Annotated in this window: 16 protein-coding genes and 1 pseudogene; 15 read left to right on the top strand and 2 right to left on the bottom strand. The window is 41.6% G+C overall.

Going from position 1 to position 17,151, the window contains the following annotated elements:
* Positions 1-39 precede the first annotated feature (39 nt).
* Genes FC60_RS02815 through holA form a run of 5 tightly spaced genes read left to right on the top strand, consistent with a single transcriptional unit; the run spans position 40 to position 4,449 of the window.
* Entirely contained in the window at positions 40-675 is a 636-nt protein-coding gene (locus FC60_RS02815) for a helix-hairpin-helix domain-containing protein (RefSeq protein ID WP_056936984.1), read from the top strand.
* A 51-nt stretch (positions 676-726) separates the two neighbouring features.
* Positions 727-1,209: a ComE operon protein 2 gene (locus FC60_RS02810; protein ID WP_007122781.1), complete on the top strand. Its 483-nt coding sequence runs from the start codon at positions 727-729 to the stop codon at positions 1,207-1,209.
* A 55-nt stretch (positions 1,210-1,264) separates the two neighbouring features.
* Positions 1,265-2,899, top strand: a complete 1,635-nt coding sequence (locus tag FC60_RS02805; RefSeq protein WP_056936983.1) for a ComEC/Rec2 family competence protein — start codon at positions 1,265-1,267, stop codon at positions 2,897-2,899.
* Between the two features lie 27 nt (positions 2,900-2,926).
* The gene (locus FC60_RS02800) at positions 2,927-3,442 is read left to right on the top strand and encodes a ComEC/Rec2 family competence protein (protein WP_153672857.1); all 516 of its coding nucleotides are present in this window, start codon (positions 2,927-2,929) and stop codon (positions 3,440-3,442) included.
* Positions 3,424-4,449: a DNA polymerase III subunit delta gene (gene holA / locus FC60_RS02795; protein ID WP_056936981.1), complete on the top strand. Its 1,026-nt coding sequence runs from the start codon at positions 3,424-3,426 to the stop codon at positions 4,447-4,449. The genes FC60_RS02800 and holA overlap by 19 nt, the downstream gene beginning before the upstream one ends.
* Positions 4,450-4,503: 54 nt before the next feature.
* Here holA and rpsT read toward each other — a convergent pair whose 3' ends face one another.
* Positions 4,504-4,758, bottom strand: coding sequence for a 30S ribosomal protein S20 (gene rpsT, locus FC60_RS02790; RefSeq protein WP_007122778.1), 255 nt, complete (start codon positions 4,756-4,758; stop codon positions 4,504-4,506).
* Between the two features lie 244 nt (positions 4,759-5,002).
* On the opposite strand from rpsT, the gene rpsO reads away from it, so the two are divergent.
* The 9 genes and pseudogenes from rpsO to FC60_RS02745 all read left to right on the top strand — a co-directional run bounded on the left by rpsO (position 5,003) and on the right by FC60_RS02745 (position 14,997).
* Positions 5,003-5,272 carry a 30S ribosomal protein S15 gene (gene rpsO, locus FC60_RS02785; RefSeq protein WP_007122777.1) on the top strand — a complete coding sequence of 90 codons (270 nt, stop codon included), beginning with the start codon at positions 5,003-5,005 and terminating at the stop codon, positions 5,270-5,272.
* A 202-nt stretch (positions 5,273-5,474) separates the two neighbouring features.
* A pseudogene (locus FC60_RS02780) lies at positions 5,475-6,845 on the top strand (glutamate--cysteine ligase).
* A gap of 164 nt (positions 6,846-7,009) precedes the next feature.
* Complete coding sequence (locus FC60_RS02775) at positions 7,010-8,788, top strand: ribonuclease J (RefSeq protein ID WP_056936980.1); 1,779 nt, start codon at positions 7,010-7,012, stop codon at positions 8,786-8,788.
* Positions 8,789-8,991: 203 nt separating this feature from the next.
* Positions 8,992-9,885 (top strand): hypothetical protein, encoded by an 894-nt coding sequence (locus FC60_RS02770; protein ID WP_056936979.1) that lies wholly within the window; start codon positions 8,992-8,994, stop codon positions 9,883-9,885.
* A 175-nt stretch (positions 9,886-10,060) separates the two neighbouring features.
* A complete protein-coding gene (gene tuf / locus FC60_RS02765; protein WP_007122773.1) occupies positions 10,061-11,251 on the top strand; it encodes an elongation factor Tu in 1,191 nt (396 codons plus the stop codon).
* 175 nt (positions 11,252-11,426) lie between these two features.
* Positions 11,427-12,737, top strand: coding sequence for a trigger factor (gene tig / locus FC60_RS02760; protein ID WP_056936978.1), 1,311 nt, complete (start codon positions 11,427-11,429; stop codon positions 12,735-12,737).
* Between the two features lie 109 nt (positions 12,738-12,846).
* Positions 12,847-14,094 (top strand): ATP-dependent Clp protease ATP-binding subunit ClpX, encoded by a 1,248-nt coding sequence (gene clpX, locus FC60_RS02755; protein WP_056936977.1) that lies wholly within the window; start codon positions 12,847-12,849, stop codon positions 14,092-14,094.
* A 10-nt stretch (positions 14,095-14,104) separates the two neighbouring features.
* Positions 14,105-14,698: a ribosome biogenesis GTP-binding protein YihA/YsxC gene (yihA, locus tag FC60_RS02750; protein WP_056936976.1), complete on the top strand. Its 594-nt coding sequence runs from the start codon at positions 14,105-14,107 to the stop codon at positions 14,696-14,698.
* A complete protein-coding gene (locus FC60_RS02745; RefSeq protein ID WP_007122769.1) occupies positions 14,698-14,997 on the top strand; it encodes a nucleoside triphosphate pyrophosphohydrolase family protein in 300 nt (99 codons plus the stop codon). The genes yihA and FC60_RS02745 overlap by 1 nt, the downstream gene beginning before the upstream one ends.
* A 40-nt stretch (positions 14,998-15,037) precedes the next feature.
* Here the strand turns inward: FC60_RS02745 and FC60_RS09580 are convergent, their stop codons facing one another.
* Positions 15,038-15,178, bottom strand: coding sequence for an SPJ_0845 family protein (locus FC60_RS09580; RefSeq protein WP_164477287.1), 141 nt, complete (start codon positions 15,176-15,178; stop codon positions 15,038-15,040).
* Positions 15,179-15,298: 120 nt separating this feature from the next.
* On the opposite strand from FC60_RS09580, the gene uvrC reads away from it, so the two are divergent.
* Complete coding sequence (uvrC, locus tag FC60_RS02740; protein WP_056936975.1) at positions 15,299-17,110, top strand: excinuclease ABC subunit UvrC; 1,812 nt, start codon at positions 15,299-15,301, stop codon at positions 17,108-17,110.
* The last annotated feature ends 41 nt before the right edge of the window (positions 17,111-17,151 follow it).

Below are 17,151 nucleotides of genomic sequence, written 5' to 3'. Positions count from 1 at the left end.
CTCGCTCTTTTTTCGTATCTATAAATAAAGGAGGTTTTTATGGATATCGAAGAATTACGTGAGCGGTTAATCGACCTATGGGAAACGCAACGGACCAAACTGATCTTGGGAGCTGGGGTACTGATGTGTATTGGTTTGTTCTGTTGGCATCAGAAGCCAACTCCAGTATCAACCAATTCACCGACAATGATGAATTCGACCGTAAGTTCTAGAATGGCGACTTCGACAACCACTCAAAATGGGCGAGTGTCAATTGACATTAAAGGGGCAGTAGCCCATCCAGGGGTATATACCTTGCCTAAGCAAGCCCGGGTGAAAGAAGCCATCGAACAGGCTGGTGGCAGCTTGCCAACTGCCGATTTGAATCAGGTTAATCTGGCCAAACAATTAACGGATCAACAGGTTATTTATATTCCCTTAGTGGGCGAAAAGATTGCAGGAGCTAACAACATCCAAACAGGTTCGTCAGCCGACGGGGATCAACCCATTGTTAATTTGAATACGGCGACAAAAGAACAACTCCAAACCATCACTGGGATTGGCGAAAAAAAGGCCGATAAAATCTTGGCCTATCGGCAGGAGCATGGTGAGTTCAAATCGGTTGAGGAATTAAAATCAGTTGACGGTTTTGGTGATAAAACGGTCGCTAAACTACAATCTTCTCTATCAGTTTAACGTGTTAATAAATCTCTGCTATACTAAATAAAATTAAAAGGGGGTTTTAGCATGACACAGCGGATTGGTTGGGACCAGTATTTTATGTTGCAAGCGGCTTTGTTATCGTCGCGGAGTACGTGTAAACGTCTTTCGGTTGGTGCGGTTTTAGTCCGTGATCGCCGAATTATTGGAAGTGGATATAATGGAGCCGTTTCAGGCGATGAGCATTGTATTGATAGTGAATGCTATCTACGCGATGGTCACTGTGTGCGGACCATTCATGCAGAAATGAACGCCCTTTTACAGTGCGCGAAATTTGGTACTTCCACGGATGGGGCGGTAGTTTACGTGACTGATTTCCCATGCCTTCAATGTACCAAGAGTTTATTACAAGCAGGGATTACACAAATTAACTATTTGCGAAATTATCATAATGATGAGTATGCAATGGAATTAATTAAACTCAAACACGTTAAATTGCAACAAATCAAGCTCAGTGCTGATACAATTGACCAGGTTAATTTAAAGCAATACTTGGATAGCGATAATTAACCAACGATTGCTATTAGCAGCTGGGCTAAGTAGTTTAGGATGCGGCCTAGTAATTTTGCATTACTGGGTTTTATTAGTACCATTAGGTTGGTTGATTTGGCGGCTGATAGTTCTGGTTGGGTCACCAGGGCGTTGGTTAGTAATGCTAATCAGTATCATGTTTGGTGTCCGCGCTTGGATTTGGCAAGAGAGTCAAATCCAGTTAACCCATTCACCACAAGCACAAGTAAGCCAAATGGTGGTGGTTCAACCAGATCAGTGGAAGGTCAATGGGGACTTCGTGCAGGCAATTGGCCAGGGGAAAAGGCAAAAGTACTTAATTCAAGCCTACCTAAAAGAACCAAGTCAGCAAAAATATCTTGAAAGTTTACATGAGCCGGTTCAAGTTACCATCAAAGGTGATGCCACGCCGATTTCCCCAGCAACAAATTTTAACGAATTTGATCGCCGATTTTGGTATCGGACCCAAGGCGTGCAGATGGTTATCAAGGGTCAGTTAATTAACTGCCAACCAGTTAAGGATCACTCTTTGGTAGATTGTTTGCATCAACTTCGTCATCAATTAGCTACTTATTTTCACCAGTTGCCAACGCCCTTAAGTGGGTATGCCTTACGTTTGTTAATTGGCTTACAAGATCCAGCAACTGATGAGCAAATGACAACGGTTAAACAACTGGGCCTGATTCATCTCTTTTGTCTCTCCGGCTTACATGTGGCTTCAGTTTGTTTGCTCGTGCAAGGCGGAGGGCGAATCATAGGCTATGATCGCCATTTTTTAAATTGGATCTTGATTGTTACTTTGCCCCTCTATTGGGTGATTGGGGGCGGATCATTAAGCCTCACACGTGCGATTTTAATGATTGAATGTCAGCTATGGAGTCAGCAATTTGGGCGTAACCAGCCGGATGCTTGGGCCATTAGTCTGCTCATACAAGAATTTATTCAACCAACCGTTTTAATGTCCTTAGGAGGACAGTTAAGCTATTTGCTGTCTTTTGCCTTATGCTGGTTCGATTGGCAAAAGGTAAAATGGCAATCGTTCAAACTTGGGGCTTTAGGATTGCCGCCGCTATTACATTTTGTCTTTGAATTTCATTTGCTTAGTCTCGTAATTAACTATTTAATGATTCCATTCTTTAGTTGGATCATTTTTCCTGGCACCATGATTAGCACTTTACTTTATCCCTTTTTACCAGGAATTTCCGGATTCTTTAATCATTTGCTAGAGATTTTTGATCAATCCCTAGTCTGGTTAGCAAAGTTTCCGGGAATGATTCATTTTGGTAAAATAGGGGTGTTGCTAACATTGACCCTATTAATTATCACCTGGTGGGCGATTGAACATGCTACCGGTCGTTCATGGATGATTCTGCTACTTTGTTATCTTGGGATTTATCTTGGAATTCACCGACCTTTATCGGGAGAGGTAACATTCGTCGATATTGGTCAAGGGGATTGTATTATTATTCGGGAGCCCTTTAATCATCGAGTGATGTTGATTGATACGGGTGGGGATTTGCAAATTCAAAAACCAGCCTGGGCGCGGGGACATTTTAGCCGCGACCGATCAGTGGGGACCAGTATTAATTATCTCAAGAGTCTTGGGATCTATCAGCTTGATAGTGTCTGGTTGACTCATAGCGATGCTGATCATATCGGATTTTTAACGACGGTCATGAAAAACTTTTGAGTTAAACAAATTTTGGTTCCCGCGGGGATGGAAACTTTACCCAAATTTCAATCCCGACTAGCATATCCAGTCAAAGTGGTCCCGGTTACTAATCAATCATCGCCGATGACCGATCTACAGATTCTTCATCCTATGCAGGTTGGATCCGCAACTAATGATGATTCATTAGTTTTATTTGGCCATTTTGGGAAATTACGCTTTCTCTTTATGGGTGATCTTCCTCAAAATGGCGAAAAACTTATTATGAAACAATATCCCAATTTACAGGCCGATATTTTAAAACTCGGTCATAACGGCAGTAAAACATCGAGTAATCTTGCTTTTTTAAAGCAGGTTCAGCCCCACTATGGGATTATTTCTGCGGGGCGACGGAATCGATACCACCACCCCAATCTAGAAACCATGCAACGATTGCAACAAAGTAAGATTGTTCCATTATCTACCCAAAATTATGGAATGATTCGGTACCGCTATTATGGTTTTTATGATCAATTAACGACGAAGCTTAATGGAGATGAAAAATTTTGGATATCCCAACCTTAAAAAAACAATTAAAGGGTGCTAGTCCAGCCATGGTTTATGCTGTAGTTGGTACCCAGATGGAACTTCAAGCGGAGGCCAGACAGGCCCTTTTGGATTTAATTCCCGCAGAAGAGCGAGTAATGAATGTCGCCTCGTATGATCTTGAAGCGACACCTTTAGACGAGGCCCTAGCGGACGCTATGGCGGCCCCATTCTTTGGTGAGCGACGGCTGGTTTTTTTGAATAAGCCGACTTTTTTAACTGGTTCAACGGGGCGGGGAAGCCTAAAGCAAGATCCTGACCTGTTAAAAGAATACTTAAACCATCCTGAACCAACGACTACTTTAGTGATCATGGCACCTTATGAAAAGCTTGATGGGCGTAAGGGGGTTGTTAAAAGTCTTAAAAAGGTAGCCGTCGAAGTCAGTGCAGCCCCATTGGATGAAAGCCAAGCACGTCATATAGTGGAAGCACGATTCCAAAAAGATGGTTTTACTATGCAAAATGGGGCCATGGATGAACTCGTTCGCCGGACCAATGCGGACTATGGGCAAATGATGAGTCACGTCCAGCAGTTAGAGACCTATGCTTATCCAGGCAAAGACATTACGATTGCAGCTGTGCAGGGGTTGGTGCCCCAGTCGTTAGACGAAAATGTGTTTGACCTAGTTCAAGCAGTTCTCGATCAACAACAAGTAGCGGCTCTGGATGATTACCAACAGTTATTAGCCGCTCAACAGCAACCGTTACAAATTAATGCTGTGCTGGTTAGTCAATTTCGTTTATTATTGCAGGTTAAGATCCTTAGCCAACGAGGCTTAAGTCAAGGTACGATTATCCAGCAATTAAAGGTCCATCCATACCGGGTGCAATTAGCACAAAGGACGGCTCAAAAATATGATTTAGCTACATTGAGTCAAGCTTATCAAGGCTTGATTCAAATTGAACGGGATTTAAAGACGACTAGTCGTTCTCCAGAATTGTTATTTCAACTATTTATGTTGAAGTTCAATAAAGCAGTCGATTAAAAAAGCAGCTGGCGAAGAAATATTCTTCGCCAGCTGCTTTAGTATAAGTATGAATTATTTAGCGTAACGTGCTGCTAAACGTGACTTGTCACGAGCAGCCTTATTAGCTTTAATCAAACCCTTTGAGTGGGCCCGATCGATAGCTGATACGGCATTCTTGTATAATTCTTCAAGGTTGTCGGCACCTGCTAACTTGGCCTTGTCAAATTTCTTAACGGCAGTCCGCATTGCGCTCATTTGAGAAGCATTCCGAGCAGCTGCTTTTTCATTTACACGTACACGTTCAATTGCTGACTTGATGATTGGCATTTCAATTTCACCTCCGTATCATTGGTTTTAAGTTGACCAGTTTTTTTCAACGCCTTTCATTATACATAAACCCGAATTTGAATGCAATAGATTAACGGAAGAAAGGTACTTGCATTCAATTGACAGATCCGTTATAGTATAAACCGTTGTAAAACAACAAACCCTTTCTCGGTTTAACGATCCTCACCGACGTTTTACCTAGAATCGGGCACTTTGATAAATTGAAAGGTGGGTAAATAGTATTATGGCTATTTCAAAGGAACGCAAGAACGAAATCATCAAGGAATATGCAACGCACGAAGGTGATACTGGTTCAACTCAAGTTCAAGTTGCTGTTTTGACGGCTGACATTAACGAATTGAACGAACACATTCGCGTGCACAAGCATGATTACCACTCACAACGTGGCTTGATGAAGAAGATTGGTCATCGTCGTAATTTGTTAGCATACCTACGGCGGACTGATGTTCAAGCATACCGTGAATTAATCAAGCGTCTTGGATTACGTCGGTAATTCATTACGACTTCGATGGGAAGACACTGGCTATTTGGCGAGTGTCTTTTTATTTTGACCTTATTAAAATAAATATGTTAATCGATTTAAATTTATTGCCATATATTTTTGACTAACTATTATTAGGGATGTAGAATGATTAAAATTAAATTAGAAGGCAAATTGATGAATTAACTTAAATTTGCAAAGAGGGGGAATCGGAATGTTCAGTCAAATTGGTGAAACCATTTTTGAACACGAAGTTGTAGCCAAAACCTCTGATTTCAATATGGGGTTAGAAGTTGAAATGCACCGGGCAGATAGTCAAGGGCGAATTAGCTCGGATCCAACTCCTGCGGGAATCAGTCTCAATAGTCCATGGGTAACGAAGGATTTTACCGAGACCATGACTGAAGTCGTGACCCCGGCAGCTAGTAACTCATTAGATGCGATCCATTATTTATACAGCATTCAAAATGCGTTACGAGCTGCTTTAGCTCCTGGCGAGGTTTTGTGGCCTTTATCAATGCCCCCAGCTTTTACTGATGCTAGTAAGATTGAATTGGCCCAGACCACCCCAGAAAAACATGCCTATTTAGAACGAGTGCTGGAGAACATGGGGCGGGTTAATAAGGGTTTGCCATGTGGTGCCCATATTAGTTTAAGTATTGATGATCATGTGGTTGACATTATTTGGGAACAAAATAGTGGTCGCTTTGCTAGTAAAGCGGCTTTGAAAAATCATCTCTATTTGTTATTAGCCCAAGGATTTGTACGCTATCGGTGGGTATTAACTTATTTATTTGGTGCAAGTCCAGTTGCCGAAGCCGGATTTTTTGATCCTGAAGATGACCAACCAACAGGACCAATTCGGTGTTTGCGCCAAAGCCATTATGGTTTTGACATGCGGTTTAAGGGTGATTATTCAACGATCCCAAATTATGTGGAGCGAATTGAAACTGGGGTTGCCAATGACGAGATTATTGATGAAGCTCAATTTCATGGGGCCATTCGTTTAAAAACCAGTGGCGACCTTACTGATATGGAAGAAAATGGGGTCAGCTATATTGAATTGCGGATGCTAGACCTTGATCCTACCAGTACAACTGGAGTTAAATTAGACACGCTGCGCCTGCTACGCATTATGGCGAGTTACTTCATTATGACACCGGGCATGCAAACCAAGGATGTGTCGGCGACGATTCAACGTGCCAATGAAATAAACGAAGAAGTAGCAACGGAAGACCCTACGACCCATTCTCAGTATGAAATTGCGGGAAAGAATTTTTTAAACCGGCTCTTTTAATTTGCAAATCAAATTCAACTGGGACCAGAATACTTAGAAACCTTGGAAACGATGATGGATCGGTTTGATAATCCGGCCAATACCATTAGTGGTCAGTTAGTGGCGCATTTAGAAAATGGTTCATTGTTGCCATATATGACCAAGCGAGCTGCCCATTACCAAGATGGGGCTTTAATGGCCATGCGGACCTTTAACGGTTTTGCGGATATGGAAACCCCACTTTCGGCCGAAGATTTAAAGAACAACCTTTTCCGAGGAAGTTATGAACCAAGTGGGCTAGTTGAATAAGGAAAAACCGTGGAGAATTTTCGTTCTTCACGGCTTTTTTAATTTAACAAGCTCTAGTGATGTGGTAAGATTAATCATAGTAATTTGACAGTTATAAATAAATTACCTAGGCACCACCGGTGTGATAGGCTGTTTACAGTTGAATAAATGATGAAGGAGCATTCATGAGTAATATTAAAATGATCCCCTTTGGTGGGGTGCGAGAAAACGGTAAAAATATGTATGCCGTGGAAGTCAAGGATAAGATTTTTATTTTGGATTGTGGTTTAAAGTATCCGGAAAACGAGCTTATGGGGATTGATTTTGTCATTCCTGACTGGAGCTATTTGGATGATTTGGCGGATAAAATTGTCGGAGTCTTTTTAACCCAAGGACATGCTGATGCCATTGGGGCTTTACCATACTTTTTAGCTGAATTTGACGTTCCAGTTTTCGGAAGCGAATTATCAATTGCTTTGGCTAAATTGGCGGTAAAGAGAAATAAAGAATCCAAAAAGTTTAACGATTTTCACGTGGTCGACGAAAATACCGAAATCGATTTTGATGATGTGACGGTTTCATTCTTCCCAACAACCCACTCAATTCCAGATACTTTGGGGATTGTCTTGGCAACACCAGATGGTCAGATTGTCTATACAGGAGACTTTAAGTTTGATCAAGCGGCAACCAAGGGCTACCAAACCGACCTGGCACGTTTAGCCCAAATTGGTCAAGAAGGGGTTCTCTTACTCTTAAGTGATTCTGCTGGATCAGAGATCACGGGGGCAAGTAGTCGGGAGACTGATATCCGCCAATACATCGAAGATACCTTCGAAAATTCCATGAGTCGGATTATCGTGGCTAGTGTGGCTTCGAACATTTTACGGGTTCAACAAATCCTTGATGCGGCCCATAACACTAATCGGAAAGTTGTTTTATCAGGATCTGACATTGAACAAATTGTGCAAACGGCTTTAGATTTAGAACTTTTAACTTTACCAACGGATGATATCTTAATTAAGTTAGACGAGGCCAACCAGTTACCAGATGATGAGGTCGTTATCTTGGTTACCGGACGGATGGGAGAACCAATTAAGTCCTTGTTGGCTATTGCTAACGATGAAGATCCAGATATCAAGTTTAAAGAGGGCGATTTAGTTTTCGTTACCACGACGCCTTCACATGCGGTGGAAACCGTTATGCAAAAAGCCAAGGATGCGATTTATAAGGCCGATGCTGAGGTTAAATTTATTGCTGACGACCTTAATCCATCTGGACATGCTAGCCAAAATGATGAACAATTAATGCTGAATTTGTTGCATCCCAAGTACTTTGTTCCGATTCAAGGGGAATATCGGATGCTCCATCAACATGAAGTACTGGCCGAAGAAGTTGGCGTCGATCCGGACAATATTTTTATCATGAGTCGGGGAGATGTCCTTACTTATACGGACGGTGATTTTCATTTAGGAGAAAAAGTCAATGCCGGAAATGTGATGATCGATGGCACGGGCGTTGGTGATATTGGCAATATCGTTTTACGGGACCGGCGCATCTTATCTGAAGACGGGATTTTTGTGGTGGTAGCGACCATTGATCGGAAGAAAAAGAAGATCGTCGCACGTCCGCAAATTACTTCGCGAGGCTTTGTCTTTGTCAAGACTAATCGTCAACTGATGAAGCAGAGTGCAGGTTTGGTGGAAGAAGTAGTTCAAGAAAATCTAAATCAAAAAGATTTTGATTGGGGAACCTTAAAACAAGAAGTACGCGACAAATTAAATCGTTTCCTCTTTAATCAAACCAAGCGTCATCCGGTGATCTTGCCAGTGATTATGGAAATTAATCAACACCCAAAACGCAAGAATCGTTCTAATAAATCCGCAGATGAACCAACGGCTAACGACCAAGCAAAAGAGAAAAAACATCGTGGTCGAGGCCGTGGGAAAAAGAAAAATAAAAATTAAGAATCGCTACGAAGCTGGGAAAAGCGATAGGACGCCTCATAGGGCTAACCTAGAACGAATGTTGGTACGAAATTATCCAACCTGAGTTTGAAGTTAGACTTGTGGGGCGTGCTTTTTGGCTGTCATTACCAGTGTAATCAAAAGAAAATGAGGTGAGAAGAAATACCTATATGTGTTTCTAGCCAGCCTCTCTTAGGTGAGATATGAATTCAGATCAACAAATTCAATTTGAAAAAGCACAACAGGCTCTTGATCAACATCAATATTCAGAAGCGGCTCGTATTTTAGCACCACTTAACGACGAGGTTGATTTGTTTGTAATTAATCATTCCTTGGTAAAAGCCCTTTATGAGATGGGACAATATCGTCAGGCTTGGTCCTTAGTAAATGAGCATTTAGCTGATTATCAACAGTCAGCTGAGCTCACTGCTTTAGCTGTTCAAGTAGCGCTTGTCAATCACCAAATGATTAATGCGCGCAAGTTAGCTTTAGCTAGCCACCATGATGATCGATTATTGAGACAAATAGATCAAGCTGAGGACAAAATGCGTGAGACAATGCAGCAATCATTACAAGGAATTCAGCGGCGATTTATTCATTTAGGAGATCAAGCCTTTAACGGTCAACAGGAGCGTTTTCATGCTGCCGACCAATTGCCTTTAAATGAATATGTTCAAGCAGCTAAGTATCTGGTCCGTGATCCCTTTGTCCGACCATTAATCCGAGCCAGTATTATCCAAAATCTTCAACAATTACAGGTTAAGGAAATCATTACAATCTATTGGATTGACGAGCAAGAGTATTCAGTTGATTTAGCAAAATTAAAGCCTGTCGATGAATATCCGATAGTTATAGAAGTGCAAAAATTACTTTCGGATCGGTATGGGCAATCCGATCCGGTGACTTTACAGACTTATTTACAGGAATTCTATTTACAGTTAACCCTATTATATCCACGGATTGAAGAAACCATTGTTGATGCCCAGGCGTGGTATGTTGCCTTATGTGCCTATTCGCAGACTACCAATGAGCCAGCAATTCAAGTAGCAAAAGAATGGCAGAATCGGCTTACCAAGCTGATTAATCGAATGATGTAAAGAAATAGGTAAATTCGTTTACAAACCAGAAGTGACCTGATACTATAATTAAGAATTCTTCTCCAAAATGATTTTTATGCTTTAAATCATCTGCGAGAAGTAGTACAATATTTCATAAGGGTGTGTCAGGAAGACTGACATCAATCTTGTAATTATTTTTAGGAGGAATTCATTAATGGCTGAAAAAGAACATTATGAACGGACAAAGCCCCACGTTAACATTGGTACTATTGGCCACGTTGACCACGGGAAGACTACTTTAACTGCAGCAATCACTAAGGTGTTAGCTGCTAAGGGACTTGCACAAGCGGAAGATTACGCTGATATCGATGCTGCTCCTGAAGAAAAGGAACGTGGTATCACTATCAACACTGCCCACGTTGAATACGAAACTGAAAAGCGTCACTACGCACACATCGATGCGCCAGGACACGCCGATTACGTTAAGAACATGATCACTGGGGCCGCTCAAATGGATGGTGCAATCCTTGTGGTTGCCGCTACTGATGGTCCTATGCCACAAACTCGTGAACACATTCTTCTTGCTCGTCAAGTTGGTGTTGAATACATCGTTGTATTCTTGAACAAGACTGACTTGGTTGACGATGACGAATTAGTTGACTTGGTTGAAATGGAAGTTCGTGACTTGCTTTCTGAATACGATTTCCCTGGTGATGATATTCCATTCGTTCGTGGTTCAGCCCTCAAGGCCCTTGAAGGTGACCCAGAACAAGAAAAGGTTATCGAACACTTATTGGATGTTGTTGATGAATACATCCCAACTCCAGACCGTCCAACCGACTTACCATTCATGATGCCTGTTGAAGACGTCTTCACGATCACTGGTCGTGGTACTGTTGCTTCAGGTCGGATTGACCGTGGTACTGTTAAGGTTGGGGACGAAGTTGAAATCGTTGGTTTGAAGGAAGACGTTCTTAAGACTACTGTTACTGGTGTTGAAATGTTCCACAAGACGCTTGATCTTGGGGAAGCCGGTGACAATGTTGGGGTTCTTCTTCGTGGGGTTGCTCACGACCAAATCGAACGTGGTCAAGTGCTTGCACAACCTGGTTCAATTCAAACTCACAAGCAATTCAAGGGTGAAGTCTACGTTATGACGAAGGAAGAAGGGGGACGTCACACGCCATTCTTCTCAAACTATCGTCCACAATTCTACTTCCACACCACTGATGTTACTGGTACGATCGAATTACCAGATGGTGTAGAAATGGTTATGCCTGGTGATAACGTAACTTTCACTGTTGAATTACAAAAGCCAGTTGCCCTTGAAAAGGGTCTTAAGTTCACTATTCGTGAAGGTGGACACACTGTTGGTGCCGGTGTGGTATCAGAAGTGTTAGACTAATTTAGGGTTTTACCTAATAAAAGAAGTTGAGCTCATCTCAGCTTCTTTTTCTTTATGCATAGAATTGGTTGAAATGTCGGTTTAAGTACGGTAAAATCAGTAAGTATGTAGGACTATTGGTGCCATGAGCATTAAATAGCACATGAAAATATCTCAGATTATTGGAGGAAATGAAATGTCAGTTAAATGGGAACGCGAAAGCGAAGCCAGCCAAGGGACATTAACGTTTGATATTGACGTTGATACTATTAAGAAGGGAATCGACCAAGCTTTCAAGCAAACGCAAAAGCGGATTGCGGTTCCTGGATTCCGGAAGGGCCACGTTCCACGGACGATCTTTAACCAAATGTATGGTGAAGAATCACTATACCAAGATGCCTTGAATGCAGTATTGCCAGATGCCTATGATGCAGCGGTCAAAGAAGCAGCAATTGAACCAGTTGATCAACCCGAAATTGATATCGTTAGCATGGAAAAGGGCCAACCTTGGACTTTAACTGCTAAGGTCGCTGTTAAGCCAGAAGTTAAGCTGGGTGATTACAAGGATCTTGAAGTTACTCGTCAAAACACGCGGGTTAGCAATGCTGAAGTTGACGAAGATCTAGAACGGAAGCGTCAACAACAAGCCGAATTAGTACTTAAAGAAGATGGTGCTGCTGAAAAGGGTGATACAGTCGTAATTGACTACGTTGGAACCGTTGATGGCGAAGAATTCGATGGTGGTTCAGCAGATAACTACTCATTAGAATTAGGTTCTAACTCATTTATTCCAGGATTTGAAGACCAATTAGTTGGTCACAAGACTGATGAAGTAGTGGATGTAAACGTAACCTTCCCAGATGAATACCAAGCTAAGGAATTAGAAGGTAAGGATGCTTTATTTAAGGTTACCATTCACGAAATCAAGGAAAAGCAATTACCAGAACTTGATGATGAATTCGCCAAGGATGTTGATGAAGATGTTGACACCTTAGATGAATTAAAGGAAAAGACGAAGGAAAACATCAAGGAACAAAAGCAAGCTGCAGCTAAAGCGGCCATTGAAGACGAAGCAATTCAAAAGGCCGTCGAAAATGCTGACTTTGAAGCTATTCCACAAGCAATGTTGGATGACGATACCAATCGTCAAGTTCAACAATACTTGGCTGGCATGCAACAACAAGGAATCAACCCACAAATGTACTTCCAAATCACGAATACCACAGAAGATGATTTGAAGGACCAATTTAGTGCTGATGCCGAAAGTCGGGTTAAGACCAACCTCTTATTGGAAGCCGTAGTTAAGGATGCTAACTTAACAGCGAGTGAAGAAGAAATCGCTCAAGAAGTTAAAGACTTGGCTGAACAATATGGGATGGAAGAATCTGCTATCAAGCAAGCTTTAAGCGATGACATGTTAGCTCATGATATCGAAGTTAAGAAGGCCGTTGATTTGATTGCGGATTCAGCTAAGCAAACTTTAAAAAAGGATGAAGAAGCTAAGTAATTAGCTCTTTATGTGGATGAGATCGGGAGTGATCCCGGTCTTTTCTTTTCCCAAATGGGTTTGGATTTGGTATGATAGATCAAGTAAGAATTTAGAGGAGGTTCAGCGAATGTTTGAAGATACTAATGGACAAGATATTCATTGTTCGTTTTGTGGCAAGTCCCAAGCGGACGTTGCCAAAATTGTCGCCGGTCCCGGTGTCTATATCTGTAATGAATGCGTGGCTTTATGCCAAGAAATTATTGATCAAGAATTAGCCGAAGAACGTTCTGGTCAACAAACCTTTAAGGTCTTAACCCCAGCTGAAATTAAGGCCCAGCTTGATGATTATGTAATCGGTCAAGAAGATGCTAAAAAGACCCTTTCGGTGGCCGTTTATAATCACTATAAGCGGGTGAATGCAATGATCGAAGGTGACAACAACGATACCGAATTACAAAAGAGTAATATTGCAGTAATTGGACCTACTGGGTCAGGAAAGACTTATTTAGCTCAATCCTTAGCTCGGATCTTGAATGTGCCATTTGCAATTGCGGATGCGACTACCTTGACCGAAGCCGGGTATGTAGGTGAGGATGTAGAAAACATCATCTTGAAGTTGCTCCAAGCCGCCGATTTTGATATTGATCGGGCTGAAAAAGGTATTATTTACATTGATGAAATCGATAAGATTGCTAAGAAGAGCGAGAATGTTTCTATTACCCGAGATGTTTCAGGCGAAGGGGTTCAACAAGCCCTTTTAAAGATCCTGGAAGGGACAATTGCTAATGTACCGCCTCAAGGTGGTCGAAAACATCCCCAACAAGAGTTTATTCAAGTCAATACCAGTAATATCCTCTTTATCGTGGGGGGAGCCTTTGATGGAATCGAAACTATTGTCAAGGAACGGCTTGGCGATAAGACGATTGGATTTGGAACTAATTCACGGGAGATTGATACAGTAACGGACAAAAACGTCTTACAACACGTGGTCCCAGAAGATCTTTTGAAATTCGGTTTAATCCCTGAATTTATCGGGCGTTTACCGGTTATGACGGCTTTGGAAAAATTAGACGAAGATGATTTAGTGCGAATTTTAACGGAACCTAAGAATGCCTTAGTTAAGCAATATCAAACCTTAATTGGCTTAGATGATTGTGAACTTGAATTTACTGATGGGGCCTTAAAGGCGATGGCACAACTGGCTATTGAACGCCAAACTGGGGCTCGGGGCTTGCGGTCGATTATTGAAGACGTGATGCGTGATGTCATGTATGATCTACCGAGCCGGCAAGATGTTGCAAAAGTCGTGATTGAAAAGCGCTGCGTGACCCATCATACGGCACCACGATATGTTTTGAAACAGGAAGCTTCATAAGAGGTAACACATGCAAGTACATGAAGTGGAATTGACCATTAGTGCTGTCAAAGCGGAGCAATATCCCGCAACTAATTATCCTGAAATTGCTTTGGTAGGTCGTTCCAATGTTGGGAAATCTTCGTTGACCAATGTATTAATTAATCGGAAGAATTATGCTCACACTTCGAGTCAGCCGGGGAAAACGCAGACTTTGAACTTTTATGAAGTGGAACATCAACTCTATTTTGTTGATGTTCCCGGTTATGGATATGCCAAAGTGTCTAAGAAACAACGAGAACAGTTTGGTAAGATGATTGAGCATTATTTGACCGAACGTGAACAACTGCGGGGGGTTGTTCAATTAATTGATGGTCGCCATGCGCCCACGGAAGACGATGTGATGATGTATCAATGGTTGACTTATTATCAGATTCCAACGCTCGTGGTGGCAACAAAGATTGATAAGGTTAAATCAAGTGCATATACCAAGTCAATTTCCAGTATTACTAAAGGTTTAGGGTTAGATCAATCAGTTCCCTTGGTCTTGTTTTCGACACAAACAAAGCGAGGAGCACAAGAGGTTTGGGATTGGATTGAAAAACAAACAGGAGTAACGGATTAATGGAATTTAATGAATATCAAGAAGCAGCAAAGCGGACTTTATATGGGAATGAACAAGTATTAACTAATTGTGCCTTAGGATTAGCTGGGGAATCAGGACAACTAGTTGATTTAGTAAAGAATTATACCTTTAAGGGGCACCCCTTAGATCGTGATGATTTAATACACGAAATGGGGGATGTCTTATGGTATTTGTCGCAGGTTGCCGAATGGGCTGATATTCCATTTGAAGAAGTTGCTCAAAAGAATATTGAAACCTTAAATGAGCGCTATCCGAACGGGTTTAATAAACAAGCATAAGAAAAATGTCGAAGATGGAAAATTTTTCCATCCTCGACATTTATTTTTGTTTAGCATCCTCTTTGTCGTTGGTTGACTTTTTAGGATCATCGGGAGTTTTACCAGCCTTTTTTTGTGGGTCAACGGCAAAACTACTGAATAAATCATCTAATTTATCGCTCTGACGAGTTACGAGTCCCATGAAATTTACCTCCTTCGTCTTAATGCTTGTATTGTAACATATCTGAAGGTGGATTGATTGAAAGCAGGTGGTAACTTGTAATAAAATAGGTTAGCTAGAAAGAAAAGGAGGGATGCGGCGATGGCTTCAGAATATCTCGAACATAAACTGGCTTTGTTACCTGATCGTCCAGGGTGTTATCTAATGAAAAACATCAACGGACAGATTATCTATGTCGGAAAAGCTAAAAATCTGAAAAATCGGGTGCGTTCCTATTTTAAGAGTCATCATGATGGCAAGGTAGCGAAAATGGTTAGTGAGGTTGCCGATTTTGAGACGATTATTACGGCAACTAATAAAGAATCATTCCTGCTTGAAGTGACCTTAATCCAAAAGCATAAACCCTATTTCAATATTTTATTGAAAAATGGTTCTGGTTATCCCTATCTGAAGATTACCAGCGGTAAGGATCCGGAATTAAAGATCACCTCGCAAATATTAAATGATGGCGCATACTATTTTGGCCCATATCCCAATGTGTATGCTGCCCAAGAAACCTTACATTTCTTGTGGAAAGTCTATCCTTTAAAGCGGTGCCATGGTCATCAAGGACGCCCGTGTCTGTATTATCATATGGGACAATGTTTAGGCGGGTGTTTCCGTGAGGTTCCACAAGCAGAATACGATGCGCAAATCAAGAAAATAAAGTCATTTTTAAATGGCAATACCGCAGCGATCAAGAAAGATTTAGAGACGCAGATGCAGGCGGCTTCGGCGAATTTAGAATTTGAACGGGCCGCTGAAATCCGGGATTTGATCCACTATATTCAGGTTACGGTGGAAAAGCAAAAGATTATTTCCAATGATAAAACTCCCCGAGATATTATTAACTTTTATCTTGATAAAGGCTGGTTAAGCCTGCAGATCTTTTTTGTGCGGCAATCTCGGTTAATGAAACGGGTCAAAAGAATGTTTCCAGTGGTCGATGATGCTGAAGATGAAATGACTGCGTTTATTCTTCAGTTCTATCAACAAAAGAACCAATTATTACCGAAGGAGTTGTTGTTACCAGCGACGCTACCGACCAAAGAAATTAGTGAAATTTTGGGGATTCCGGTGCGTACGCCGCAACGGGGGAAAAACCGGGATCTCATGAATATGGCTTTAGATAACGCTAAGATTTCTTTGGATGAAAAATTCCGCTTATTAGAAATGGATTCACAAAAAACCACGGGTGCCATGAAAGAAATTACCGATGCTCTAGGTCTGCCAGCGGGTCATAAGATTGAAGCCTTTGATCATTCTCATATTCAAGGCTCAGATCCGGTATCGGCCATGGTCGTCTTTGTGAATGGCGAACCCGCCAAAAAGTTATATCGGAAGTATAAATTAACGACGGTCATCGACCATGCCGATGAAACGGCTTCTACCAAAGAGGTAATTCGCCGTCGATATACTCGATTATTAAAAGAGGGCGAAACTATGCCGGACCTCATCATGATGGATGGGGGCGAAATCCAGATGAATGCGGCGCGCGATGTCCTTGAGAATGAATTGGATCTCGATATTCCGGTCGTAGGTATGGTCAAAAACGATAAGCACAAGACGGCAGACTTGTTATTTGGTGATGATGATCATCACATTAATTTAGACCCACGTAGTCAAGGCTTTTATTTGGTGCAACGAATTCAAGATGAAGTTCACCGGTTTGCGATTAATTTTCATCGCAACGTGCGCACTAAACATTCTTTGAGTTCGCGATTAGATGAAATTAAAGGGGTCGGCCCACGGACGCGGAATAAACTGATGAAAGAATATGGATCGATTAATAAGATCGCTCAAGCAACTGTCGAAGATATCCAGTCCTTGGGAATCAATCATGCCACGGCACAATTAATTAAGGTAAGTTTGCAAAAGCAAGCCGAGGTGGTAAAAGATAGTAGTCATGACTGATTTTGACGCCGCTGAGAGAATCTCATATACTAGAGATATTA

The sequence above is a fragment of the Limosilactobacillus gastricus DSM 16045 genome (assembly GCF_001434365.1).
Lineage (GTDB): Bacteria > Bacillota > Bacilli > Lactobacillales > Lactobacillaceae > Limosilactobacillus > Limosilactobacillus gastricus.
Note: the sequence above shows the minus strand (reverse complement) of the source record. Positions and strands in the feature narration are given on the sequence as shown.